Origin of the sequence: Bifidobacterium pongonis (assembly GCF_019331805.1) — a bacterium.
GTDB classification, from domain to species: domain Bacteria; phylum Actinomycetota; class Actinomycetes; order Actinomycetales; family Bifidobacteriaceae; genus Bifidobacterium; species Bifidobacterium pongonis.
Genome location: NZ_JAHBBE010000001.1, coordinates 200,987 through 227,429, shown reverse-complemented (window position 1 = coordinate 227,429; position 26,443 = coordinate 200,987). Strand labels below are relative to the sequence as shown.

At 62.0% G+C, this 26,443-nt stretch carries 18 protein-coding genes and 1 tRNA gene; 13 read left to right on the top strand and 6 right to left on the bottom strand.

Features of this window, described 5'->3' with window-relative positions:
* Positions 1-30: 30 nt before the first annotated feature.
* Positions 31-2,217, bottom strand: a complete 2,187-nt coding sequence (locus KIH75_RS01005) for a YhgE/Pip domain-containing protein (protein ID WP_219054903.1) — start codon at positions 2,215-2,217, stop codon at positions 31-33.
* Entirely contained in the window at positions 2,214-4,751 is a 2,538-nt protein-coding gene (locus tag KIH75_RS01000) for a YhgE/Pip domain-containing protein (protein ID WP_219054904.1), read from the bottom strand. The genes KIH75_RS01005 and KIH75_RS01000 overlap by 4 nt, the downstream gene beginning before the upstream one ends.
* A 234-nt stretch (positions 4,752-4,985) precedes the next feature.
* Here KIH75_RS01000 and KIH75_RS00995 point away from each other — a divergent pair, with 234 nt between their 5' ends.
* Positions 4,986-6,221 carry a putative ABC transporter permease gene (locus tag KIH75_RS00995; RefSeq protein WP_219054905.1) on the top strand — a complete coding sequence of 412 codons (1,236 nt, stop codon included), beginning with the start codon at positions 4,986-4,988 and terminating at the stop codon, positions 6,219-6,221.
* 228 nt (positions 6,222-6,449) lie between these two features.
* Here the strand turns inward: KIH75_RS00995 and KIH75_RS00990 are convergent, their stop codons facing one another.
* Positions 6,450-7,640, bottom strand: coding sequence for a pyridoxal phosphate-dependent aminotransferase (locus KIH75_RS00990; RefSeq protein WP_219054906.1), 1,191 nt, complete (start codon positions 7,638-7,640; stop codon positions 6,450-6,452).
* An 858-nt stretch (positions 7,641-8,498) separates the two neighbouring features.
* Positions 8,499-8,571, bottom strand: a tRNA-Lys gene (locus KIH75_RS00985).
* 226 nt (positions 8,572-8,797) lie between these two features.
* On the opposite strand from KIH75_RS00985, the gene KIH75_RS00980 reads away from it, so the two are divergent.
* The 3 genes from KIH75_RS00980 to KIH75_RS00970 all read left to right on the top strand — a co-directional run bounded on the left by KIH75_RS00980 (position 8,798) and on the right by KIH75_RS00970 (position 12,774).
* The gene (locus KIH75_RS00980) at positions 8,798-10,294 is read left to right on the top strand and encodes a C69 family dipeptidase (RefSeq protein ID WP_219054907.1); all 1,497 of its coding nucleotides are present in this window, start codon (positions 8,798-8,800) and stop codon (positions 10,292-10,294) included.
* Positions 10,295-10,827: 533 nt separating this feature from the next.
* On the top strand, positions 10,828-12,132 hold the full coding sequence (locus tag KIH75_RS00975) for a sensor histidine kinase (RefSeq protein WP_219054908.1): 1,305 nt from the start codon (positions 10,828-10,830) through the stop codon (positions 12,130-12,132).
* 15 nt (positions 12,133-12,147) lie between these two features.
* Positions 12,148-12,774, top strand: coding sequence for a response regulator transcription factor (locus KIH75_RS00970; protein ID WP_219054909.1), 627 nt, complete (start codon positions 12,148-12,150; stop codon positions 12,772-12,774).
* Between the two features lie 389 nt (positions 12,775-13,163).
* Here KIH75_RS00970 and KIH75_RS00965 read toward each other — a convergent pair whose 3' ends face one another.
* Positions 13,164-14,198 (bottom strand): glycosyltransferase family 2 protein, encoded by a 1,035-nt coding sequence (locus tag KIH75_RS00965; protein ID WP_219054910.1) that lies wholly within the window; start codon positions 14,196-14,198, stop codon positions 13,164-13,166.
* A 37-nt stretch (positions 14,199-14,235) separates the two neighbouring features.
* A complete protein-coding gene (locus KIH75_RS00960) occupies positions 14,236-15,030 on the bottom strand; it encodes a TetR/AcrR family transcriptional regulator (protein ID WP_219054972.1) in 795 nt (264 codons plus the stop codon).
* A 136-nt stretch (positions 15,031-15,166) separates the two neighbouring features.
* Between KIH75_RS00960 and ftsY the strand changes: the two genes are divergently transcribed.
* The 9 genes from ftsY (at position 15,167) to KIH75_RS00915 (ending at position 26,360) form a co-directional block, all read left to right on the top strand.
* The gene (ftsY, locus tag KIH75_RS00955; RefSeq protein WP_219054911.1) at positions 15,167-16,483 is read left to right on the top strand and encodes a signal recognition particle-docking protein FtsY; all 1,317 of its coding nucleotides are present in this window, start codon (positions 15,167-15,169) and stop codon (positions 16,481-16,483) included.
* A 215-nt stretch (positions 16,484-16,698) separates the two neighbouring features.
* The gene (locus tag KIH75_RS00950) at positions 16,699-17,985 is read left to right on the top strand and encodes an ammonium transporter (protein WP_219054912.1); all 1,287 of its coding nucleotides are present in this window, start codon (positions 16,699-16,701) and stop codon (positions 17,983-17,985) included.
* A 1-nt stretch (position 17,986) separates the two neighbouring features.
* On the top strand, positions 17,987-18,325 hold the full coding sequence (locus tag KIH75_RS00945) for a P-II family nitrogen regulator (protein WP_219054913.1): 339 nt from the start codon (positions 17,987-17,989) through the stop codon (positions 18,323-18,325).
* A gap of 179 nt (positions 18,326-18,504) precedes the next feature.
* On the top strand, positions 18,505-20,331 hold the full coding sequence (locus KIH75_RS00940) for a [protein-PII] uridylyltransferase family protein (RefSeq protein ID WP_219054914.1): 1,827 nt from the start codon (positions 18,505-18,507) through the stop codon (positions 20,329-20,331).
* A 357-nt stretch (positions 20,332-20,688) separates the two neighbouring features.
* A complete protein-coding gene (gene dnaB / locus KIH75_RS00935) occupies positions 20,689-22,143 on the top strand; it encodes a replicative DNA helicase (RefSeq protein ID WP_236027928.1) in 1,455 nt (484 codons plus the stop codon).
* Positions 22,144-22,147: 4 nt separating this feature from the next.
* Entirely contained in the window at positions 22,148-23,545 is a 1,398-nt protein-coding gene (locus KIH75_RS00930; protein WP_219054915.1) for a Mur ligase family protein, read from the top strand.
* Positions 23,542-24,291: a type 1 glutamine amidotransferase gene (locus KIH75_RS00925; RefSeq protein WP_219054916.1), complete on the top strand. Its 750-nt coding sequence runs from the start codon at positions 23,542-23,544 to the stop codon at positions 24,289-24,291. Before KIH75_RS00930 ends, KIH75_RS00925 begins: the two co-directional genes overlap by 4 nt.
* 114 nt (positions 24,292-24,405) lie before the next feature.
* On the top strand, positions 24,406-24,648 hold the full coding sequence (locus KIH75_RS00920) for a phasin family protein (RefSeq protein WP_219054917.1): 243 nt from the start codon (positions 24,406-24,408) through the stop codon (positions 24,646-24,648).
* 32 nt (positions 24,649-24,680) lie between these two features.
* Positions 24,681-26,360 carry an ABC1 kinase family protein gene (locus KIH75_RS00915; RefSeq protein ID WP_338024253.1) on the top strand — a complete coding sequence of 560 codons (1,680 nt, stop codon included), beginning with the start codon at positions 24,681-24,683 and terminating at the stop codon, positions 26,358-26,360.
* The last annotated feature ends 83 nt before the right edge of the window (positions 26,361-26,443 follow it).

The following is a 26,443-nucleotide window of genomic DNA, read 5'->3' as shown; positions in this document are numbered from 1 at the left end:
GGCACCCCGCCAACCACAACCGCTGATCGCCTAGGCGGTCAGCTTGGTGCTCTCCATGTTCGCAACATACCACTGGTTGAACTTGATCAGCGGCTTCCTCAGCAGCAGGCCGATCAGCAGCAGCGGCGGTATGAACAGCAGCAGCGCCCCAATCGCCTTCCAATAGTCCATGTTGTAAATGCCCGCGATCGAGGCGCGCAACGCGGTCACCGCATGCGTGGCCGGCAGGAACGGGCTGATCGAACCGAGCCACGACGGCAGCATTTGCAACGGATAGGCGGCGTTCGAACCGGAGATCTGCATGATGAGCATGAGCACGCCGATCGCCTTACCCACGTTGCCGAAGCTCACGACCATCGTGTAGGCGAAGAACGAGAACACCAGCGAACTCACCCAGCCGGTGAGCATGAACAGCCACGGGTGCACGGCCTGCACGTGCATGAACAGCAGCGAGCCGCCCGCCGAGAACGTGCTCTGCAGCAGCGCGATCAGCGCGAACACGCCGTAATGGCCAAGGAACAGCTGATGCGGTCGCGGGTGCCTCAGCTGTTCGCGGGTGCGGCGCGAAACCGTGGTTTTCAGCGTCACGCCCATGAGCAGTGCGCCCACCCACAGCGGGATGATCACGTACAGCGGCGCAAGCGACGAACCGAATTGCGCGACGGGGAACACCGCCTCGCGCTTGAGCTTCACCGGTGCGGCGATCGACGCGGCGAGCGTTTCGGAATCGGTGCCCAGCAGCTTCTTGATCTCGTCCAGGTCGGAGCTGTTCAGCGCGGCTTCCAGCTTGGTGTTGAATTCGGTGAGATTCGTGCCGGTAGTCGACAGTTTCTTGGCCAGTTTGTCCAGCGATTCCTTCACTTCGCCGAGGCTGGTGGTCGCCTTCGTGTTGATGTCGTCCACGTCGCCCACCGCGCTTTTCAGCGTGGCCACGCCGGTGTTCAGTTCGGCGGCCGCGTTGGCCACGGATGTGGAGATCTGGGAAAGCATCGGCTTGATATTCGAGGAGAAGTCGGTGGAAATGCCGCTCACGGCCTGCTTCGCTTCGGCCGCCAGCGCCTTGACCTGCTTGCTTTGCTCGTCGACGCTGCCCTTCTTCGAAGTCACGTCGGAGGCGGCTTTCTTCAGGGATGCCGCGAGATTGTCCTGCATGGTGATCGCCGTTTCCAGCTGCGACAGGATCGCGTCGAATTTGGGCTTGCTGCTTTCGGGAATCTGCGGTTCCAGCGCGGCGAGCGTGTTGCGGATCGTCCGGTACTGTTCGGCCTGTTCGCTCACATGCGTGGATTCGGTGTTCAGCAGTTGCGCGGTGTCCGTCATCTGCGTGCCGGCATCGGCGACGAGCGAATCGACCGAGTCCGCGACCGCGCCGTAGCTGGAGGCGCTCTGTTTGAGCGCGGCGGCCAGCGCGTTGGTGCTCGTGTCGAGTGCGCCCGTCAGGTCGGTCGCGCCTTTCTTTGCGGATTTCAGCTGATCGCCGGCGCTGGCTCCGGTTGCGGAGATGTTCTTCAGCAGCGCGGAGGAGCTGTTGAGCAGCGTGGACGCGGAGGTGGTGAGCGCGCTGAAATCGCCGATGGTGCTGGAGGAGTCCTGCAGTGTGGTGGCGAGCGTGCCGATGTTCGCGGTGAAGTTGTTCAGCGCGGCGGTCGCCTTGGGCGACGAGAGCTCGTCCGAAAGCTGCGAGGCGATCGACAGCGCGGTGCCTGTCAGCGTTTTGACGAACATCTGGTTGATCTGCGTGCTCACCTCGTTCGCGCCCTGGTTGGTGAGGTTCGGCGTCAGCGCGTTCGTTTTCTCGTTGGTGTAATAGCGGATCTTGACGTTTTTCGCGTCGGAGGAGAAGAACGTCATCATGCTTTTGCTGAAGGTTTTCGGAATCACGATCGCGGCATAGTATTTGCCGGATTTCGTGCCTTTGATCGCGTCCTGTTCGCTGGTGAACGTCCAATCGAGTTCCGAATTGGAGCGCAGCGTGTTGAGGATCTGGTCGCCCATGGTGATCTTCACCGGGATGAGGTCGGAACGGTAGCCTTCATCGACGCTGGCGACGGCGAATTTCAGGTTCTTCATGTTGCCGAACGGATCCCAGCTGGCCGCGATGTTGAACCAGGTGAACAGGCCGGGAATCACCGTCAGACCGATCACGATGATGATGGAGACGATGTTGCTGGTCAGGCGGCGCACGTCGCCTATGAACAGTTTGCCGATCGTTCTCATTTGACGTGCTTCCTTTCGTAGCGTGCGAGGGCGATGCGGATTTCATCGTCGTCCAGATTGCCGAGCTGGCGTTGCCTGCGCAGGTTATCGCGGATGAATTCGATGGCCAGCAGGAAGCCGATGATGAGCAGGACCCAGATGATCCATGCGAGCAGCGCTTCAAGCTTGGTGTTGGTCGTCAGCGAGAACGTGACGGCTAGGATGATCGGCACGACCAGTCCGGCGATCAGCGCGCCGCGCTTGAGACGCGGGTAGAGCGCTTCGAAGTGCGCGGCCTTGCGTTCGATGGACGCCTTGTAACCGCTATGGTTCGTCAGCGCCTGCAGCGCGTTGGAAATACGATATTCCGAGCCGGGCAGGTGCACGTCCTCGCCGATAATCATGTCGCTTTCCTTGATCTGCCGCGCGAACATGCGGTTGGTGTTGGCCATGAGCGGGCGCACGATCAGGCCGATGGCGAAGCCGATGATGCTGAACAGCAGCAGGTAGGCGATGTTCTGCGCCCAATGCCCGTCGTAGAATCCGCCGATGGTTTCACGGAACGCTTTGATCGAATAGTTGAATGGGAAGAACGGGTAGAGCGTGCGGAAGAACTTCGGCATCATTTCGATGGGGTAGAGGCCTGAAGCGCCGGGGATCTGCAGCATGATGAGCGCGATGCAGATGCCTTTGCCCACGTGCAGGAACGCGGTGGATAGCGAGAAGATGATGGAGAGGTCCACGAGCGAGGTGAGCACGCCGGTGAGGACGAACGCGGCCGCGTTGACCGTCTGCACGCCGAGCATCAGGTTGCCTACGGTGGTGGCGAAGCCTTGCAATGCCGCGAAAACGGCGAGGAACAGGAATCGGCCCATGTACCCCTGCGTGGAGGTCATGTTCAGAATGCCTTCCTCATCGGCTTCCGTTTTGAAGATCACCACCAGGGCGAATGCGCCCACCCACAGCGCCATGTTGGTGAACAGTGGCGCCATGCCGGAACCGTAGGAATCCACGGGGTACAGCACTTTGGTGTCGAGCACGGTGGGGGAGAGCATGAATTCGGCGATGCGTTCGGTGTCGAGTTCGCCGTCCGCGCCAAACATGGAGCTCAGCATGTTCGAGGTGTTGAGCGCGCTGATGTCGGTGATGACGGTGTCGAGCTTGTCGCCGAGTTTCGCCAGTGCCTTGTCGGTTGTACGTAGCGCGGAGGCGGTGTCGGCACTGGCCTTGTCGAGCTGGTCGAGCACCGTGGCGGTCTGGCTGGCCAGGGCCGTCTGGCTGCTCAGGCCACCGCCGAGCGTGCCAGTGACGCCGGCCAGCGAGCTCAGGCCGCTGTTCAGCTGCGGCATGGCGCCGGAGGTGATGGTCGATCGGGCCGTGTTGGTGGCTGTTAGCGACTGCTGCGCGGCGTTGTTGACGTTCGTGGTCAGGCCGGAGACGGTGGTGATGGTTTTGCCGGTGCTGGTGTTCAGCGCTTTGATGTCGCGCAGCGTTTCGGCGGCGTTCTCGTTGCTGTTCTGCAGTTGCGCGATGGCATCCTTCAGTTCGGGCAGGGTGCTCACGATCGGCAGCTGGTTCAACGATTCCAGCACTTTGGCCGTGGAATCGTTGGCGCTTTGCAGGGTGGCGACCGCGTTGCCGGCTGTGGTGTTCGCGTTGGTCAGACCGGTGGTGACGGTGTTGATGGTGGTGGTCGCCTGCTGCATGGTCTGGGTGATCGCCGTGGAGCCCTTGTCGAGTCCGGTGGAGGTTTTGGCGGCGAAATCGTTCAGACTGGTTTGCGTGGTGGAGATCAGGTTTGAGGTGCCGCTCAGGCTGTTGCCCGCGTCGACTGCGGCCTGCTGCAGGCTGGAGATGGATTGCCGCGCGGCTTTCGTCTTGGCGGGTGTACTGTCCATGTCGGCGATGAGCGAGGCGAGTTTGGTGCGCGTTGAGCTGATTGTGCCGCGCGCTTCGGTGAGCGAGCTTACGGCGCTGGTCTGCATACTGCCGGCTTTGTCGGTGATTTTGCCGTCAAGGGTGTTCACCGCTTTGGAGAGCACTTCGCTCACGGTTGAGACGAAGGTGCTGTTGACCTGGTTGTCGACCGTGCTGGCGCCGGTGTCCGTGATTTTCGGGGCGATGGCGCTGGCCTTCTCGTTGACGTAATACTTGAGTTCCGGCTGTTTGCCGCTGCCGGTGATGACGCCGAGCAGGTCTTTGGAGAAGGTTTTGGGGATGATGATGGTCGCGTACGATTCGCCGGAGCGGACGCGTTCCATGCCTTCCTGTTCGTCGGCGAAGTTCCAGCCGAGCTGGGTGTTGTCCTTCAGCTGGTTGACGATCTGGAGGCCCAGATTGGTTTTGCCGACGAGCTTGTTGGTGGTGCCTTCGTCGTTGTTCACCACCGTCACTTCGATACCGCTGGTGTTCTTGTACGGGTTCCAGAATCCGCGGATGTTGAACCATGCGTACATCGGCGGAATCAGTACGAGGCCTATCGCCACCACCCATGCGGACGGTACTTTCAGCAATCGTTTGAAATCGCGTTTGAGAATCGCGAGTACGTTGCCCATCGGTCTCCTTATGAAGTCTTGAGGTCTTGTGTGTTCCTGTGAAGTCTTCTCGGTATATGCTACGCATTGCGTAGCGCTACGCATCAAGTAGCGTAGCGTACCCTGTCCCCAATTCCGCCGGCACGCGATTCCGCCGCGCCCGGCGGCGCTCCCGCTTTTGCCGGAAGCTGACCTCAAAGCCGAAGTATGCCCGCTTTGTTAGGTTGGAGCGTACTGGGGAGATAGGGAGAAAACATGGCGGATACCGCTCGTAATGATGCTCGCAACGCCGCTCACCAAGCCGCTCATCGCACCGCTCGCACCCACGATCTGGAACGGAACATGCCGCTCATCGTCACCATCTTCGGCGACCTGGTACTGTTCGACGGCATCGTGTCCTTCCCGCTCGTCATGCGCGAAATCATCCTGTCCATAGGCGCGGTGGTGCTCGGCTACCAGCATGTCAATCCGCTGAACCTCACCGTGATCATGTCCGTGATCGGCACCGCGCTGTTCGCGGTGAACTCCGTGCTCATGATCATCTTCGGCGTACTGCTGATCCTCCGTAAGGAACGCCATCGCGCCGCGCCCTGGACGTACGTGCTGATGCCGCTCACCTTCTTCGAGATCATGTTCACCCTCTGCCTGCACGGCGTCGGGTGGAATCTGCTGGTGCAGGTCGTGCAGTTCCTGCTGCTGGCGGCGCTGTCCGTGACGGTCGACCCGGGTCTGCGTGAGGAGCGCCGATTGCAGCGCACGCTGCGGCGCATGGACGAGCGCGACGTCTTCATGGAGAGCGAACGCGAGGGCATGCTCGGCCGTGATCGCACCGGTAAAGGCTATATGGAGCTGAACTTCTTCAACATGTTCTGGCTGTTCGCCGTCGGCTGCGTGTTCGGCTGCGCCGTCGAAACGGTGTACCACATCGTGGTGTTCGGCGGTTATCAGAACCGCGCCAGCTTCCTGTACGGGCCGTTCTCCGCGATCTACGGTTTCGGCACGCTGCTCGTCTCCGTATGCTTGAACCGGCTGTACAAGTCGAGTCTTCTGACGATCTTCATGTCGTCGGCGGTGCTGGGCGGCGCGTTCGAATGGCTCAGCAGCTGGTTCATGGAAGTGACCGTCGGTATGAAGGCGTGGGATTACAGCGGCAAATGGCTGTCGATCGGCGGGCGCACCTGCGGCCAGTTCATGTTCTTCTGGGGTGTGCTGGGCGTGGTGTGGATGAAGCTGATCCTGCCCGCACTGCTGAACTGCATCAACCGGATTCCGTGGAAGATCCGCTACTCGCTGACCGCGGTGTGTTTCGTGCTGCTGTTGGGCGACGCGCTGTTCTCGCTGATGGCCATCGACTGCTGGTACATGCGTTTGGCCGGCATCCACTCCGATTCGCCGGTCGTGCAATGGATCGATTTGCATTTCAACAATGAGGTGATGGAGCAGCGGCTGCCCACCATGCATATCGACCCGACGTTGGCGGGGCGTCCGTAGGGGGGGGGCGCAGGGCGCGGGCGTACGGGCTTGCGGGCTTTGGCGCGTGGTGCGTGGTGCGCCCGTGTAGAACACATATCACATACGGCTGTGGGCGGGACGGATCGAATCCATCGCGGATCGAATCCATCCCGCCCACAGCCGTATATGTCGTATCACGGTATGCGCGAATGCGCGGTATGCGCGAATGCGTGATATGTGGCGATCGCCTGTCACGGCGACGCGGCATCACTTGCCGTACTGTTCGTGCACGAAACGCTCCAACGCGCCGATCGAACGCTTCACCTTCTCCGTATCGATGCAGTACGCCATACGGAAGTAGCCCGGCACGCCGAAGCTTTCCGACGGCACCAGAATCAGATCGTAATCCTTCGCCTTCATGCAGAACGCGGTCGCGTCCTCCTCCAGCGCCTTCGGGAAGATGTAGAACGTGCCGCCGGGGCGCACCACGTCGAAGCCGAGCGAAGTGAGCGCGTCATACAGCAGGTTCATGTTCGTTTCGTAGACGCTCAGATCGCTGGTTTCGTCGATGACCTTCGCGACGCCCAGCTGGATCGAGCTCGGCGGGCAATTGTGGCCGGTGCCGCGGCTGATCTGGCCCATCATCGGCACGAGCAGGTCGGCGTCGGTGGCCTTCGGATTCACGGCCACGTAGCCGATGCGCTCGCCCGGCAGCGAGAGCGACTTGGAGAAGGAGTAGCAAGTCAGCGTGTTGGCGTAGAAGCGGGCCGGGTACGGCTGGGTGTTGCCGTCGAAGACGATTTCGCGGTACGGTTCGTCGCTGATGAGGAAGATGTCGTGACCGTACTCCTGCTGTTTTGCTTCGAGGATCGCGGCCAGCTTGGTCAGCGTTTGCGCGGAATACACTGCGCCCGAAGGATTGTTCGGCGTGTTGATGAGGATGGCCTGCACGTTCGGGTTCAGTGCGGCTTCGAACGCTTCGAAGTTGATTTGGAAGCTGGTGGTGTCGGCGGGGATGACGGTCAGATGCGCGCCGGTACCATTCACGTACGGCTGGTATTCGGGGAAGTAGGGGGCGAAGGTGATGATCTCATCGCCCGGCTTGGTTACGGCTCGCATGGCGTGGGAGAGTGCGCCCGCGGCGCCCGTGGTGGGGAAGATGTGGCGGCCTTCGTAGTCCATGCCGAAGCGGCGGTTCAGGGAGTCCGCGATGGTGGCGCATACGGAGGGGATGCCCAGGGAGGGGGAGTAGCCGTGGATGGCGACCGGGTCGCCGTTCTCGTACAGGTCGACCATGGCGTCGGTGAAGTCGCGCGGCGCGGGGACGGAAGGATTGCCCAGGGAGAAATCGAAGACGTTTTCGTACCCGATCTGCGCACCGCGCTTGGTGGCGTATTCGCTCAATTCGCGGATGACGGACTTGCCGCCCAGCATCGCCTTGTATTGTTCGTTGATCATCGGCTTCCTTCCGTGCTCGTTCACTTCGCCGTATTCGCGTCTCAGTATATCCCGCCACACGCGCCCCCGCCCGCCATATTCCGCCCCTGCCAGCCTTCGCCAGTCATCCCTGGCCTGCCCCTTGCTAACCCTTGCCCGCCCTTGCCTGCCCTTGCCTGCTCTGTCGCGTGTCCTTCCTGAGGTTCCCTTGTCGGCTCTGTCGTGTGTCTTTCCCTAGGTTCCCTTGTCGGCTCTGTCGTGTGTCTTTCCCTAGGTTCCCTTGTCGGCTCTGTCGTGTGTCTTTCCCTAGGTTCCCTTATCAACCCCTGCCTGCCTCTTGCCCTTGTCCACCCCCTCAACCGTTTTCAGACAAATTCCGCCCTATTCTGTCCGATTCCGGTAAAGCTCCGTTGCCGTATCCTCCCCTTGCCGCCCGCTCTTTACCGTTTTCAGACAGAATTCCGCCTGATTTTGTCTGATTTCGGTAACGTGCATTGCCGCTGTTCTCCTCTGCTGCCCACCCCTCAACCGTTTTCAGACAAATTTCGCCCTATTCTGTCCGATTTCGGTAAAGCTCTGTTGCCGTATCCTCCCCTTGCCGCCCGCTCCTGCCCTGCCCGCTCCCTGCCCGCTCCCTGCCTACCCTTGCCTACCCCCTGCTCTTGCCCACCCCTCAACCGTTTTCAGACAAATTCCGCCTGATTTTGTCCGATTTCGGTGGGGAGGGATTGCCGGGATTTCGGCGTAAATAGCGCGAAAGCCGGCCCCCAAGATACTCGGGGCGTCCGGCTTTCACTTCCATCCCCCCCCCCCAGCGGGGGCGGCATAGTTCGCAAATACAGAAAACCCTCGGAAACCATGTTTCCGAGGGATTCGCGGTGCCCCCCGTGGGATTCGAACCCACAACCCACGACTTAAAAGGACGCTGCTCTAACCGTTGAGCTAGAGGGGCAACAGTCGGCTATTATACAGCATTCCTCGAAGATGCGCCACAAACAGGCATGTCAATCCGTTTCGCGCCCATCCTGCGTCCATCCTACGTACCGCAATCCCGCGCAATCCGCCTGCGCCAATCCCGCGCAATCCGTCCGTGCGCCCCGCATTCCGCGCGCCCCTCCCCACAAAACATCGCCGCCCGCCCCCGCCATCTTCCGCGCACCCTCCTACAGTAAGGCAGCATGTCATGCACAACGATTCTCGTAGGAAAGAAAGCCAGTTACGACGGCTCCACCATCATCGCCCGCGACGACGATTCCGGTTCGGGCCGTTACGATCCCAAGCGTTTCATCGCGGTCGCGCCGGAAGACCAGCCGCGCCACTACCGCAGCGTGCTGAGCCACGTCGAAATCGACCTTCCCGACAACCCCTGCCGGTACAGCATCGTGCCGAACGTGCTGCCCAACCGCGGCGTGCTCGCCGAAGCGGGCGTCAACGAACACAATGTGGCCATGAGCGCCACCGAAACCATCGCCGTCAACGAACGTGTACTTGCCGCTGACCCCATGGTCGAACTGCAGGAGGACGGTACGCCCGGCGGCATCGGCGAAGAGGACATCATCACCCTGGTGTTGCCGTACGTCGCCACCGCGCGCGAAGGCGTCAGCCGTCTCGGCCGAATGCTGGAACGATACGGTACGTACGAGGCGAACGGCGTCATCATCTCCGACGTGGACGAGATCTGGTACGTCGAAACGATCGGCGGGCACCACTGGATCGCACGCCGCGTGCCGGACGACTGCTACGCGACCATCCCCAACCAGCTCGGTATCGACGACTTCGACTGCAACGACGCCTTCGGCGAGCAGCGCGAATACTTGTGCTCCAGCGACCTGCGCGAATTCATAGCCGAACATCATCTCAGCCGCACGGTCAACCCCTCCGGCGCCAGCCTCGACCGGTTCAACCCGCGCACCGTGTTCGGTACCGCCACCACCAAGGACCACATCTACAACACGCCCCGCGCCTGGTACATGCAGCGCCACCTCAACCCAAGCGAGGACTGGGATTCGCCAGCCGCCCGCTACACGCCGTCCAGCGACGACATCCCGTGGTGCCGTGTGCCGGAGAACACCGTCACCATTGAAGACGTCGACTTCCTCATGAGCGCCCATTTCGAAGGCACGCCCTACGACCCGTACGGCACGCTCGGCACCCCGGAAAGCCGCCACCGTTACCGCCCGATCGGCATCAACCGCACCGGCCACATGGTCGCCATGCAGATTCGCCCGTATGCGCCGGCCGAAAGCCGCTCGATCATGTGGATCTCCTACGGTTCCGGGCCGTTCACCGCGGCCACGCCGTTCTACGCGAACGTGAACGACACCCCGGCTTACCTGCGCGATACCACGCCCGAGGTTTCCACCGACAACCTGTATTGGACGAACCGTCTGATCGCAGCGCTCGCCGACGCGCACTGGTATGAGACCAATAATGCGATCGAAGGGTTTGCGGAGAACGCGCGCGTGTTCGGGCATCGTCTGGTGGAGCGCACGGATGCTGCGTTCGGAGGGGAGACGACCGGTGATGCCGCGGCGGTGCGTCGGCGTCTCGAAGCCTCCAATACCGAGATGGCGGAATACCTGCGTAAGCATGCCACCACGCTGCTCAATGATGTGCTGTACACGTCCAGCAACCTGATGCGTAACGGTTTCGCCATGTCCGACCGCTGGAACTGAGCCGAACTGGGACGAACTGAGCCGAACTGGGGCGAACTGAGCCGAACTGGGGCGAACTGGGGCGAACCGGGGCGAACTGGGGCGAACCGGGGCATGTTGAACCCCGCGGAGGGGTGTGTGAAGCCGCAGACGCGGCTCCACACACCATTGTGTCGGTCCGGTTTTCGCATGTGAGAACCCCTATTTCGCTTATTTGTGGCAGATTCGGCCCCTTCGCGACAACCAGGTGGCTTATGTATGGCACGTAAATCGCGAAACCCCGAGTATGGGCGTTGGAATTCCAGCGCTTGTACTCGGGGTTTCGGCTTTTCGGTGCCATACATAAGCCACCTAGCAAAATGCAGACCCCGAAATCTGCCACATATAAGCGAAGTAGCATCCCTGCCACGCTCAAACAGTGCCACGGTGAAGCACGGTGAAGCACGATGAAACGCTGACCATTCGTATGAGTCCGCGCCGCCCGCCCATAGCGCGCGCTGCCTTACAGTGCTGTCCTGTCAAGCAAACCGCCCAACAACGAACAGGGGAACAACATGAAAAACAGCGTCAAACCGGGTTTTGAACTACGCAATTTCTTGCGGCGGCGTTGGGCGTATTGCGTGGTGTCGTGGCTATGCGCGGTGTGGCTGATCGCCGTGTGGTCGGGAGGTAGCGTGCATGCGTTGCTGGCGTCCATTCCGGCGGGCTGGCCGTTGCCGGTGCTCGTGATTTTGCTCGTCGCATTGCCTTTTGCCCCGCAATGGTGCGCCCTCGCCGTCGCCGTATGCTGCGCGGCATGCGTGGTGGTGCCTTATGCCGGGCCGGATATCAACTGGCTGAATTCGGCTCCCATCTGGTTGGCGATGGTGGTGTTGGGTGACCACTGGAGGTCGCTGAAACTGGCCGGGGCAGTGCTGGTCATCGGCTGCATACCAGGGTGCGTTGGCGCCATCGCCGGTAACGAGTTGGTCCTTTCCGTTGCCCCTTCGGTTCAGGGCTGCGCGATGTGGTGGTGCATCGGTGCTTTGGTCGGAACGATGATCGCAACGGAGAGCGACAAGGCGGCCGCCAAGGAACGGTCCGAGCAATATGCGCACCGTTTGCGCGTTCTGCATGTGCTGCATGATTCTTTGGCGAATAATCTGGTGTACGCCGTCCTGCACTGCCGGGCGATCATGTCGCATAATGCCGGTAACGATGCGGTTTGCGCGGAGGTTGGTGAGGTCAAGGGGATTCTGGAGCGCAGTCTTGCGCAGGTACGCCGGGAGGTCATCATTCCGGAGCGTTCGGCGTTGGGCGCAGCTGGCGTCGAAACGGGGAGTATTGCCACTGTGGAACATGACGGGCGTACGCCTGCGGAAAGCCTGTCCGCGGCGCTCGCCCCCACACTCGACGAGTTGACCCGGCGATTGGAGAGCCAAGGGTGGCATGGTGCGGTTCACATCAGCGGGGATTCCATCGGGGATTCCAGCGGGGATTGCCGGTGCCCGGGTGCGGAATGCGTGCGACTGGTCGAGGCGAGTGTCCGCGAATTGGGCGCGAACATGCTGAAATACGGCGTTCCCGGCGCCTACGCTTTGGAGGTGGAAGTGTGCGGCGACCATGTGAACGTGTACTCCTCCAATCCGGTCGATAAGCGGGTCGATGGCTCGTTCGATAATCCGGCTGATGCAACAGGCGAGGTGCCTTCCGCATTCACTTCGGGATGCGGGCTGGCGTTGCTGCGCAAGGAGATCGAGGCTGCGGGCGGATCGTTGGAATGCGCTCAGGAGAACGGAGAGTGGAGCGTGTGCATCACCATACCGTTCGAGGGAAACGCGGAAATGCCGCGAATTGCGGAGCACGGCGTGCAGGAGTGAGGGGAATAGCGAATCATGGGCGGTAATCGGGAATTCATCACCGCGGGAATAGTCGACAACGATTCCCTGGTGGTGAAGGCACTGCACGCGATGTTCGAGGACGTTCCCTCCCCGGTTCATGTGCTGTGGAGCGTTTGCGATGGGCCGGAAGCCCTATCGTTGTGCGAGTCGCCCGATTTGGTTCCCGAAGTGCTGCTGACGGATGTGATGATGCCCGGAATGGATGGGTTCGAACTGTCCCGCCGTATGCGCGACGCTCATCCGGGGACGCATGTTGTGGGGCTTACGGCTTTCCGCATCGATGATGGCGAAAATCGCGGGGCTGCGTCCGGCATGTCGTGCATCTTGCGCAAGGAGGCCTCTCTGCAGGAGTATGTGCAGGTTATGGCGCATGTGGCCGGGCGCGCCGATTTGGAACAGTGGCGTGAACATTCGTGGACGTTCACGCGGATGATGCTGACCGAAACCGAAACCGCGGTGTTGCGGGAGTATCTGCGTGGACGCACCACCGCCGCGACCGCGCGACTGATGCACATGTCGGAGGGAACGGTGAAGACGCATGTGAACAACGCCTACAGGAAAATGGGGGTGCACAGTCGGGCCGAGGCGATTCGCATCTGCGTGCGCGAACGCCTGCTGTGACGGCTGGGACCGTTTTTGTGTAGGGGGATGCCGCTACTTCGCCTATATATGGCAGATTCAGGGGTTTGATTTTTGCTAGGTGGCTTATATATGGCACCGAAAGGCCGAAACCCCGAGTACGAGCGCTGGAATTCCAACGCCAGTACTCGGGGTTTCGCGCTCGACGTGCCATAGATAAGCCACCTAGTTGCTGTGAAGGGGCCAAATCTGCCATACATAAGCGAAGTAGCCCTTCGCCGACCGTAGTAACGGCTAGCAAAGGGCTACCTGAGAGTCGTACAAGCCACCGGAACCGCAAAAAACGACAAAGCTGTGGCCGGGGGTTGGTTTGGAGCGCCCAAACCGCCCAAACCGCCCAACCAACGCCCAAACGCCGCCCAAGCCGCCGATCAGTTGAAGCCAACCACCTTTTCGGCCACCAGATAGCCGTTGCGGATAATGAACCGCCCGACCGACCCGCGCAGGTTCAGCGCGCGCGACATCGCCTTCTTGCGCACATCCGCGTAAATCGAGGGGGAGTGGGCCTTGATATCCGCCCACATCTGGTCCTTCTTGGCGTAGTTCTCCGGGTCCTTCGACAGGATCATGAACACGCTGGCCACCGAGCTCTCGATGGAGAGGAAGTGGATCATGTAGCGGTACAGCCCGTCCGGCACCGTGCCGCGTTCCGGCGTCGCCTCCACCATGCGCTGGTTCACCAGCCGCAACTGGTCCACGCGCCTGATCATCACGTCGGTCTGCACGCTCTGCCCTTCGCGCCCGATGTAGTAATGGTAGAACGGCGTATCCAGGTATTTCAGCGTCTTCACCCACGGGAACGGCTGGTAGGCGTAGATGAAGTCGACGTAGAACGTGTGCTCGGGCAGCTGCATGCCGGACGCGCGCACCACGTCGGTGCGGAAGATCAGCGCGTGCATGAGGATGTATTCGGCGAGGCCGAAATGCCCCAGATCGTCCCAAGTGAGGCGCTTGCCGGGCTTCATGGCGTGGCGGAAGTTCACCACGTGCTTGTGGCGTTTTTCGATTTTGTCGTAAACGTAGTTCGTCACCAGCATGTCGATGGGGTCGTCGCGTTCGGCTTCCTCGCGCAGCGCGGCCATCACCGCTTCGAGCGATTCGGGCCCCACCCAGTCGTCGGCGTCCACGACCTTCACATACATGCCGGTTGCCGCGGCGATGCCGGTGTTCACCGCGCCGCCGTGGCCTTTGTTGTCCTGATGGATGGCGCGTACGATGCCGGGATTGTTGCGTTCCAGCTTCTGCGCGTAGGCGAGGGTGCCGTCCTTGGACCCGTCGTCGACGATCAGGATTTCGATGTCGTCGGTTTTGCGCGCGGACAGCAGCGAGTTCACGCAGCGGTCGAGATAGGCCTCCATGTTGTATGAAGGAATCACAAAGCTCAGCGTTTTCGACGTTTTCGTCATAACGTATATCCTCTTCAACCCCGTGGGTCAGGTTCGGTCAGGCCGTTCGGTCATCCTGCTCATTGTCAGATTCACACGGTAGCACTGTATCTACCTGTGTGGAAGGGACTTGCGCATCCTCATCACCTTTTCGGTCATTTTTTCGGTTCTCGTTGCGGTCGTCATCCTGCTTTTCGCGCCCGTCATGCCCGTCGCCGCCCTTGCCGTCCTTGTTCTTCCTGCGCGACTTCGCGTCCTCGAACAGCAGTTTCGGCTTGGAGTCGAGCCGGCTCAGCCCGTGCCACGCCAGGTCGACGAGGTAGGCGGCCATCTGCTCCTTGCTGACTTTCGGGTGCGCGGCCCAATACTGCCCGGTGAACACGGTCATGCCCACCAGCATCTGCGCATAGTAGGGCACGCCTTTGGGGGAGAGCTTCTGGCGTTTGAAGGTCGCGGTCAGCAGGTCTTCGACGCGCAGCGAGATGTCGCCCAACAGGGAGCTGAACGATCCGGAGGGGTCGGTGGTCGGCGAGTCGCGGACCAGTACTTGGAAGCCTTCGGCGTTCTGTTCGATGTAGGTGAGCAGGGCCATGGCCGCGCGTTCCACGATCTGGCGCGGGTGCGCGGTCGGATCGGAAAGCGATTCGATGAGCACGGATGTCAACGCGCGCATCTCGCGGTCCACGATCACCGCATAAATGCCTTCTTTGCCGCCGAAATGCTCGTAAACGATCGGTTTGGAGACCTTCGCATGGGCGGCGATCTCCTCGACGCTCACGGCTTCGAATCCTTTGGCGGCGAAGAGCGAACGGGCCACTTGGATGAGTTGTTCGCGGCGCTGCAGGGACGACATTCGTGAAGTATTGGCCATATGCCTAGTTTTTCACGGCCACTGGAAAAGGGCGGCATGGCGCGGTTCCGTTCCGCCGATGTGTGGGATTGCCGTGGGGGAGGGCGTGCCGGGTGCGCCATCGGTAGACTGGGACGTTATGGATATGAATATGATTCTTGCCGTCGTAGGCATTGTTATTGTGGTGGTCGCTTTGATCGCCGTCAGTGTGTGGATGCAGAAGTCCCGCAAGAAGGATTTGGATAAGGCGTTGGATCGTTCCGGTGCGCAGGCTGCCGGTTCGGCGTCTGGAAGCGGGCAGTCCGGATCCGCGTCCGAGGCTGCTGCCGAATCCGAATCCGAATCGGAATCTGGATCTGGGGCCGGGTCCAAGCCCGGAAGTTCCGAATCGTCGAAGCCGTCCGAACCTGCGAAACCCGTGGAATCGGCGGAGACTCCGAAGACTCCGGAACCGTCCGAACCCGAACAGCCCGCCTCCGAACCCGAACAGCCCGCCCCCGCCGCAACCGGCCAGGCGCTGGACGCCCCCGAATCCGTCGGCTCCCGCATGACCCGCCTGAAGGCCAAACTCGCCGGCAGCGCCAACCCCTTCGGCAAGGCGCTGTTCAACATTCTCGCCAAAGACAATCTTTCCGAGGATGACTGGCAGGACGTCGAAGACACGCTGCTGCTCGCCGACGTGGGCGCCGAGGCCAGCGAGCGCCTGGTCGGCGAACTGCGCACCGATGCGCGCGTGACCGGCAAGGCCGATGCCGCCGAGGTGCGTGCCGCGCTGCGTGAGAAGCTGCTGGATGTGGTCGGCCGCGATACGGACCGCCGTCTGAACGCCGACAAGGAGGGCGCGAACAAGCCGAGCGTCATCATCATGGTGGGCGTGAACGGCACCGGCAAGACCACGACCGCGGGCAAGCTCGCGCGTCTGTTCGTGGCGGATGGCCGGAAGGTCGTGCTGGGTGCGGCGGATACGTTCCGTGCCGCTGCGGCGGATCAGTTGGAGACGTGGGGCGCGCGCGTGAACGTGCCGGTCGTGCGTTCCGATAAGGATGGCGCCGATCCGGCATCCGTCGCGTTCGAGGCCAGCGCCAAGGCGAAGGCCGATAATGCGGATGTGCTCATCATCGACACTGCGGGCCGCCTGCAGAACAAGGCGAATCTGATGGACGAGTTGGGTAAGATCCGCCGCGTCACCGAGAAGAATCTGCCGGTTGACGAGGTGCTGCTCGTGCTCGACGCCACCACAGGCCAGAATGGCATGGCTCAGGCGAAGGTGTTCGCCGAGGCGATCGGCATCACGGGCGTGGTGCTGTCCAAGCTTGACGGTTCCGCCAAGGGCGGCATCGTGGTGTCCGTACAGAAGGAGCTGGGTGTGCCGGTGAAGCTGGTTGGTTTGGGCGAAGGCCCCGACGATCTCGCCCCGTTCGATCCGGAAGGGTTCGTGGACGGCATTCTCGACTGATCGCCGCTCGTCGCGATCGTAACGAAACGTAGTGTTTCCAAGGCCTCGCGCGTTTGTTCATAACACGGTTTTTACATGTTTAACACATGTGTAACCTGCCGTAACTTGAAGAAAACGCGCGCGGCGTTCACTACTCAACTGTGAGCCCCGCAAGGGCCGAATAATTGAGAAAGTCCCTTTTCGCAAGGGCAAGACGATAAGAGAGGGAGGTAGACATGGATACCGGAAATGCCGCATGGATATTGACTTCCGCGTCCCTGGTTTTCCTCATGACGCCGGGTGTGGCGTTCTTCTACGGAGGCATGGTTCGCGCGAAGGCCGTTCTGAACATGATGATCATGGAGGCTGCGGCGCTGTCCGTCACCATGGTGATCTGGGTGTTCTGGGGTTGGTCGATCGCGTACGCCGGCAAGTCCATCGGAGGTATCTTCGGCGACCCTGCCAGCGGTTTCCTGCTGAAGGATTCCATGATCGCCAAGGACGGTGTGTTCACCTCCACCGGTTTGAACGACAACAAGTACCCGGTGAGCATCGACGTGGCGTTCCAGGCCGCGTTCGCCATGATCACCGTCGCGCTGATCTGCGGTGCCATCGCGGAACGTGTGAAGTACAGCACTTGGATGATTTTCGTGGCGCTGTGGGTTACGTTCGATTACGCGCCGCTCGCCCACATGGTGTGGAACGGCGGTCTGCTGAGCGCGGATGGCGCGATCTCCCAGGCTATCGGTGCGCAGGCGCATGATTTCGCAGGTGGTACGGTCGTCCATATCAACGCCGCTGTCGCCGCTTTGATCATCGTGCTGATCATCGGCAAGCGTAAGGGCTTCGGCACGCAGCCGTTCCGCCCGCACAATGTTCCGTTCGTCATGCTTGGCGCCTTCCTGCTGTGGTTCGGCTGGTTCGGCTTCAACGCCGGTTCCGCGTTCGCCGCCAATGGCACCGCGGGCTACGCTTGGGTGTCCACTTCCGCCGCCACTGCTGCCGCAATGCTTTCCTGGGGCTTCACCGAGAAGATTCGTACCGGCCATTACACCGCCATGGGCGCGGCTTCCGGTATCGTCGCCGGTCTGGTCGCCATCACTCCGGCCGCCGACGTGGTTTCCCCGCTGTGGGCTGTGGTGCTCGGCGCGATCGCCGGTGTGCTCACCTGCCTGGCTTGCGGTTTGAAGTTCAAGCTTGGTTACGATGATTCCCTTGATGTGGTCGGCGTGCATGGCGTGGGCGGTTTCACCGGCACCATTCTCATCGGCTTCTTCGGTGAGGGCACCGGTCTGCTGGCCGGCGGCGATTGGCGTCAGCTGGTCGTGCAGCTGCTCGTTGCGCTCGTGGCCATCATCTGGTCCGCCGTGATCACCGGCATCATCGCCTTCGCACTGGAGAAGACCATCGGTTGGCGCGTCACCGAAGCCCAGGAGGTCGGCGGTATCGATCTCGCCGATCAGGGCGAACGCGCATATGATTTCGCTGGTACTGCCAGCTCCGTTCTCAAGGAGGTGAGGTGAGATGAAGCTCATCACCGCTATCATCCAGCCGCATAAACTCGATGAAGTCAAGGAAGCCCTTGCGGCGGCGGGCGTGCACGGCCTGACCGTTTCGGAGGCCAACGGGTATGGTCGTCAGCGCGGCCACACCGAGATCTACCGTGGCGCCGAATACACCGTCGATCTGATTCCGAAGATCCGCGTCGAGGTGCTGTCCGACGACGCCGATGCGGAGACGCTGGTCAGCGTGATCGTCAAGGCCGCGGGCACCGGCACGATCGGTGACGGCAAGGTCTGGGTCGCTCCGCTGGATTCCGTGACCCGCGTGCGTACCGGTGAAACCGGTTCCGCCGCGATCTGATCCGCGATTCGCGAACGCTTCGAAATGATATGAATCCCCGCATGTGAGCCGGTCTCCATGCGGGGATTCGTGTACTCGGAGCGGATTGCGAGGCTGCGGATTGCGAGGCTGCGGGTTGCGCAGGGTCGCCGATCGCGCACGACGCGCACATGGAAGTGGAAAGAAAGGGATGATGGGCGATGACTTCGGCGGTTGACGGGTTGAAACGGCGGTTCATGGAGATGAGCCGCGCCGATGGGGACGGCGTATACCGCGATGGGGCGGCGAAACGCAAGGCCAGAACCGATCTGGCGATGGCGTGCCTGCGTGACCTGTGGGATGAGGCGTGCGAGGCGGTGGAGTTCGACGTGCCGAAGACGGGCGTGGGTTTGGGCGCGGTGGGATCGTTGGCGCGTGGCCAGGTGGGCCCGTGCTCGGATCTCGACCTGGTGCTCATCTACGATGCCAAGGCGCTGAACGACCAGCAATTGAACGCGTTGGCGAACAAACTGTGGTACCCGTTGTGGGATTCGGGGCTTGATCTGGACCAGTCGGTGCGTACGCGCGCGCAGTGCGAGGCGGTCACCGACCATGATCTGCCCGCCGCGATGGGCTGGCTTGACGTGGTGCCGGTCGCGGGGGATACGGAGCTCATCCGCACCACGGCCCTGTCGATTCTGGAACGCTGGCGCAAGGCGGCACGCAGAAGGTTGCCCGAACTGCTTGACTCCGCGAAAAGCCGGTTGGATGAATTCGGCCGCATGGAATACCTCAATCAGCCCGACATCAAGGAGGCGCGCGGCGGTTTGCGCGATTCGGTGCTGGTGTCGGCGCTCGCGGCCTCATGGCTGGCGGATCGCCCGCACGGGCGGTACGACGATGCCGTCGAACGTCTGCTCGACGTGCGTGATTGCATTCATCTGGTCGCGGGCAAGGATGCGAACCGTTTGCTCGCCCCGTACCAGGCCGATGTCGCCGCGATGCTCGGCTTGGCCGACCCGACCCTGCCGGAGGGGGAGCGCGAGGCGAAATCCATCGACGATCTGCAGACGCTGCTGGCCCGGCTTGGCCGCAGCATCGCGTTCTCCCTTGACGCCACCGCCTCCCGTGCGGGCCATTCGCTCACGCATGAGAAACCGCGTTTCGCTTTCTTCCAGTTGGCCAAACCGCGCTCGCACGGCAAGCGTGAGGCACCGAAATTCGAACTGCTCGCCCCCGGTATCGCCAAGCATGAGGGCGAGGTTGTGCTCGCCCCCGGCGTGGACCCTGCAGCCAGCGCGACCCTCGCCTTGCGTGTTGCCGTCGCGGCGGCGGAGTCCGGGCTGCCCATCGCGCCGGGAACCTTGAATAATCTGCGCCGTTGCCCGATCCGCGACAGCGTGTGGGATAGCGAATCGCGTGAACTGTTCGTGCGGCTGCTCGCCTGTTCCGATTCGCTGCTCACCGTCTGGGAGGAGCTTGATTTCGTGGATATTCCGGGCCGTTGGATTCCCGAATGGCTGGGCGTGCGCAACCGTCCGAGTGCGTCGGCGGCGCACCGGTACACCATCGACCGGCATATGGTCGAAGTGGTTTCCCGGCTGGGGCGCATGTCGCCGAGCGGCGTGCCATACAGCGACGAACGGTATCACGCGCTGCTTCTGGCCGGCATTCTGCACGATATCGGCAAACGTCCGGGCGTCGCCGACCATGCGGCCGAGGGCGCACGTCACGCCAATGCGATTCTCAAACGTATGGGGTACAGCGAGGAGACGGTGTGGTGGGTGACGTTGCTGGTGCGCGAGCATCTGACGCTGTCCGATTTCGCCACGGGGAAGAACCCGAACGATCCGACGGTGGGCGACGATCTGGCGACGTGCGTCGACCATGACCCGATCCTGTTGGATATGCTGTTCGACCTCACACGCGCCGACGGTTCCTCGTTGGGCGCGACGGCGGGCGAAACCATAAGCAAACAGTACGGTTGGAGCAGATGGCGGGAGACCTTGGTGCGCAACATGTATGCGGCCGCACGCTACCACATGTGAACGGAACGTCTGAAACCGTTGGAAAATGGCGGTTTCAGGCGAGCGTCGATCGTTCTACCATGAATCCGCCGGTTGCGCAACCCGGTCATCCGCGGTGGAAAAGTTATCCTCATGTTGTCCACAAAGTTATCCCCAATATGTGGATAACGTAAGACGTTATCCACACAGTTATCCCCGAAATGTGGATAACTCATTTTTCTATCCACATTGGCTCCCCGCGCGTGTTGCGAACACGTCGAACCCCGTTCAACCCCCGTTCACTTTCGCACACGATCGGTGTTCGATTCCGTACACGCAACGTGCACCCATCCCAACGCCCCGCAAGCAGCTCGGGCACCTCTCCTATACTGGGGAATCATGGCTCAGGAACCTTGGGAAGACGACGTTCACGACAACGCAAGCGGCGGTACGCGCAGATTCGACGACCGCGGCGGCAATTACGTGCCCGGCAGGACGGGCAGCCCGGTGAGGGACGCGCTGTTCGACCGCGTGCCCCCGCATGACGACGATGCGGAGATGGCCGTGCTCGGCGGCATGCTGATGAGCAAGGACGCCATCGGCGAAGTCAGCCAGATGATCGAGGTCACCGACTTCTACCAGCCCAAGCACCAGACCATCTACGAGTCCATCATCAACCTGTTCTCCGCGTCGCAGCCGGTGGATGCCGTGCTCGTCGCCAACGAACTGCTCAAGCACGGCGACCTCGACAAGGTCGGCGGCGTCGACTACCTGCATTCGCTCGTCGCCTCCGTGCCCACCGCGGCCAACGCCACGTACTACGCCGAAATCGTGCACCAGCGCGCCATTCTGCGCAACGTGATCGCCGCGGGCACCAAGATCGCGCAGCTCGGCTACTCCGCCGAAGGCTCGCAGGCCGAAGACGTCGTCAATCTCGCGCAATCCGAGGTCTACGAAATGTCCGTGGGCAAGGTGCGCCAGGACTATACGGCCATCGGACCGGTGGTGCACGACGCGCTCGACCAGATCGACCAGCTGCAGCAGGGCCTGGTCAACAAGGGCGTGCCGACCGGATTCCGTGACATCGACGACCTCACCCAAGGCCTGCAGCCCGGCCAGATGGTCGTCGTCGCCGGCCGACCCGCCATGGGCAAGTCCACGCTCGGCATCGATTTCGCCCGTTCCGCCGCGCTCCACCACCACATGACCACCATCGTGTTCAGCTTGGAAATGAGCAAGGTGGAACTCGCGCAGCGCATCATCTCCGCCGAAACCGACATCCCCCTGGGCGCATTGCGCCGCGCCGACGAGATCACCTCCGACCGTTGGGCCACGCTCAACAACTTCTGGTCGAAACTCGACGACGCCCCGCTGTTCATCGACGATTCGCCGAACATGTCGCTGATGGAAATCCGCGCGAAATGCCGCCGACTCAAGCAGACCAACGACCTCAAACTCGTCGTGATCGACTACCTGCAGCTCATGTCGTCCGGCAAGCAGGTGGAAAGCCGCCAGCAGGAGGTCTCCGACTTCTCCCGTGCGCTCAAGCTGCTCGCCAAGGAGCTTGAAGTGCCGGTTGTGGCGCTGAGCCAGCTGAACCGTGGCCCGGAAATGCGCAACGACAAGAAACCGCAGCTGTCCGATCTGCGTGAATCCGGCTCGATCGAACAGGACGCCGACGTGGTGTTCCTGGTGCACAGGCCCGACTTCTACGATAAGGAGGACCGCCCGGGCGAGGCCGACATCATCATGGCCAAGCACCGTAACGGTCCGACCGAAACCTTCCACCTGGCATTCCTCGGTGCGACTTCGAAGTTCAAGGACATGCCGCAGGATTACGCGCAGGGAGTGTGATGCGATGTTCGCAACGGTAGCCATAGGACGAGGCGTGCGCCATCTCGCACGTCTGACACGACACGGCGGCAGTGCGCTGCCGGGCAAGGTGGTCGAACGCATCGACCCCGGATTCCTCGCCCGCACGCTCGCGCAACTGCCGTACGGTGTGGTGCTGGTCTCCGGCACGAACGGCAAGACCACCACCACGCGCATGGTCGCCTCCATGCTGAGCGATCTGGGATTGCGCGTCTTCACCAACCCCACCGGGTCGAACTTCACGCGCGGCGTGGTTTCCGCGCTGCTCACCGAAGTCAGCCTCACCGGCAAACTCGACGCCGACATCGCGGTATTGGAACTCGACGAGGCCTACGCGGTCCATTTCGTCAAGCAGGTGCGCCCCAAGTACAGTCTGCTGCTCAACGTGATGCGTGACCAGCTCGACCGTTTCGGCGAAATCGACAACACCGCCAGACTGCTCGGGCATGTGGCCGAAGCCACCACCGGAACCGTGGTGCTCAACCGCGAGGATCCGCGCATCGCCGCGCTCGCGGAGAAGGTGCCGCATGGCACGTCCGTGCGCTATTTCGGCCTGGCGGCGGCGCTCAAGCATTATTTCCCGACCGACGACGAGATGAACGCGGCGGCCGTGGAGGCCGTGCGCAACGGCGGGGCCGGGAACGCCGAAAACGGCGTGAACGGTACGGCTGCGACTGCGTCCGGCACGGCTGCGACGGCCGCGTCCGCGGCGGCGCCAACCGCCGAACACTGCGCCGACGTGACCCTCGTGGAGGTGCGCGACCACGCCGCCACCTTCCTTATGGACGGGCGCAACCACGATACGGACGTCAAATTGGAAGGCGTGTACAACCTGTACAACGCCGCGGCGGCGCTGTCCCTCGTGCGCGCGGTGGCCGCCGATGTGCCGGAATCGAAGATGCGCAGCGATGCGGATTCGCTCATCAAGGCGGTATCCGAAGTGACCCCGGCGTTCGGCCGCGGCGAGGTGATCGACGTCAACGGCTCCCCGGTGGAACTGCTGCTGGTCAAGAACCCGATGGGCTTCCGTCTTTCGCTCGCCTCCTTCGCGCCGCAAGGCTGCGACACCATGATCGCCATCAACGACGAATACGCCGACGGGCGCGACATGAGCTGGCTGTGGGACGTGGACTTCACGTCGCTGCGCGAAACCGGCGTCGCCACCGTGTCCGGCGTGCGTGCGTGGGATATGGCGCTGCGTTTGGGCTATGAAGGCGTGCCGGTGGGGAAGGTCGATACCGATTTCGACCAGGCCGTCACCGCATTCGTGACCGCGAACCCCGGCAAACCGAAGCACATGTACTGCACGTACACCGCCATGCTCAAGGCGCGTGCCGTGCTCGGACGAATCACCGAAGTCTCCGATGCGGGGGTGGGCAGATGAGCAAACGAATCGACGTCGTGTCCCTCTATCCGAAGGACATGAACATCTACGGCGACACGGGCAACGTGCTCACCATCACGCGAAGGCTCGGCCTGTACGGCTACGAGCCGCGCGTGCATTGCATCAACCAGGGCGACGAATGGCCCGAACAGGTCGACATGATCCTCGGCGGCGGCGGTCAGGACACCGGTCAGAAGAAGATCATCGACGACCTGTTCGAACGCGCCGACCTGCTGCGCGGGCTCGTCGACGACGGCGTGCCGATGCTCATGATCTGCGGCCTGTACCAGCTGTTCGGCGAATATTTCGAAACCGTGGACGGCACGAAACTCGACGGCATCGGCGCAATCGGCGCATACACCGTGGGCAGCGACGTGCGACGCATCGGCAACCTGGTCGAACATTCCGAGGATTTCGGCGACATCATCGGCTACGAGAACCATTCCGGCCAGACCTTCCTGCGCGAAGGCGTGAAACCGTTGGGCAAGGTCGGCGAAGGCCTGGGCAACAACGGCGAGGACGGCACCGAAGGCGCGCGCGTGCGCAACGTGATCGGCACGTACATGCACGGCTCGCTGCTGCCGAAGAACCCGGCGATCAGCGACTTCCTCATCCGCACCGCAGTGGAACGCCGTTACGGCTCCTTCGACCTGTCGGAACAGTCGGAGGAAGGGCGCGCCGAACTCGCGCGGCTCGACGAATACTGCGCGAAAGCCCGCGAGGTCGCCGCCTCCAGGCCGCGCTGACCCTGACAGCGCCCGGCGTTTGTTCAGAGCTTCCGCGCGACTCGTGCGGTAGTCTAGGGAATAGCGATGCGGTACCCCGCCGCATCCTGCGATAAGCGATACAAGGAGGGCATCATGGCTGATCTCAATCTGGGCGACGGCCTGCGCAAGATCGTGCTGGCGGGCATCGGCGCCCTGGCCACCACGTACGAGAAGAGCAGCGAAATCGTGGACGAACTCGTCAAGAAGGGCGAGCTCACCGTCGAGCAGGGCAAGGCGTTGAACACCGAGCTCAAGCGCAAGGTGACCGAAGCCGTCGACGACGCGAAGGCCACCGCCGAAGCGGCGACCAAGGACGAGGACGAGAAGTCCGAGTGAGCGATTCCGCATCCCAGCCCACCGATTCCACGGTGGATCTTGAGCGAGCCGTGCAGCGGGAAGGGGAAACCTTCTCGCTGTTCGGTTTGCGCCGAGACAGCTTCTCCGAGCGCTACCATCTCACGCGGCGCGGCAAGGCGAAGCGGCTGAAGGAAATCGTCCGCATCGCCAAGCAGTTCGACATCTTCCACGGCCTGACACCGGTCAAAATGCGCCTCATGTTCGAAGCGCTCGGCCCCACGTTCGTGAAAGTAGGCCAGATCCTGTCGATGCGTTCCGAAATGCTGCCGCAATCATTCTGCGACGAACTGTCCAAACTGCGCGCCGACGCCGACCCCATGCCCTACCAGACCGTGGTCGATACGCTGTCGCGGGAATACGGCAGACCCATCGAGGAGATCTTCTCGCGCATCGACCCCAAGCCGTTGGGTTCGGCGTCGCTGGCCCAGGTGCACCGCGCCACGCTCATCACCGGCGAGGATGTGGCAGTCAAAGTGCAGCGCCCCGGCGTGCGCGAAACCATGGCGCAGGACGTGTCGATCATGCGCTCGCTGGCCAAGGTGGCGGCGAAGCTGTTCCCCGACACGCAGATCATCGATTTCAAGGGTGTGGTCGAGGAGCTGTGGGACACCTTCGAGGCGGAAACCGATTCGCTGGTCGAGGCGCGTAATCTCGCCGCGTTCAAGAAATTCTCGAAGCCCTACAAGTACATGGATTGCCCGGCCCCTTACCCGGAGCTGTGCACCGAGCATGTGGTCGTGATGGATTACGTCGACGGCATTTCCGTCTCACACCCCGGCCAGCTGATCGCCGCCGGGTACGACCTCAAGGAGATCGGCACCAAGCTGGTCGACAACTATGCCACGCAGATCCTGGATGAGGGCTTCTTCCACGCGGATCCGCATCCGGGCAACATCATCGTGCGCGGCGGGCAGATCGTGCTCATCGACCTTGGCATGACCGGGCGTTTGGATCAGCGCACCCGCAACGTGCTCAGGGATATGATCTTCGCCGTCGCCAAGCAGGATTCGCCCGCCTTGGCGGACAGTCTGCTGCGTTTCGCCGTCGCCAGCCCGGAGGGCGAGGATTACCCGTCGCTGCTTGCCGACCTCGATATGGTCGTGCAGGAGTTCGGCACGGTCGACTTGGCGGAATTGGACATCGCGGCGTTCCTCGCATCGCTCACCCAGCTTGCGACGCGCCACGGCATCGAGATCCCCAGCAGCATCACCACGGTCGGTCGTGCGCTGGTCACGCTGGAAGGGTTGCTTGACGAGTTCATCCCCAACGTCAATATGATCCAGATCATCTCCGCGCATATCGCCTCCTCGCAAAGCCCCGAGGCGATGGTGAAGAACGAGGCGAAATCGTTGGCCATCGAAAGCCGGCAGGCGTTGCACGACGCGATGGCGGCGCTGACCGAGGTGAAGCACGCCACGCGCATGCTCACCCGCGGCCAGTTGAGGGTGAACATGGAACTCGTCGGCTCGGAGGAGCCGTTCCAGCAGCTGTCGGATATGGTGAACAGGCTGACGATGGCGCTTATCGTGGTCGGCTTGTTCATCGGCTCGTCCATCGTGTACTACGCGGGTATCAAACCGGTGGTATTCGGCATTCCGATCGTCGGTTTCATGGGGTACATCGTGGCATTCACGTTGGGTTGCTGGATCGTGCTCGACATTCTCATCAAGGGGCGCAAGAAGAAACGCTAGCTTCGGCGGCACGCCGTCCCGGCTTCGCCATCGCCTTGTTCGCTCGCGGCTGATTGCGGTGTCGCGCGGGGGTGTGCGGAAGG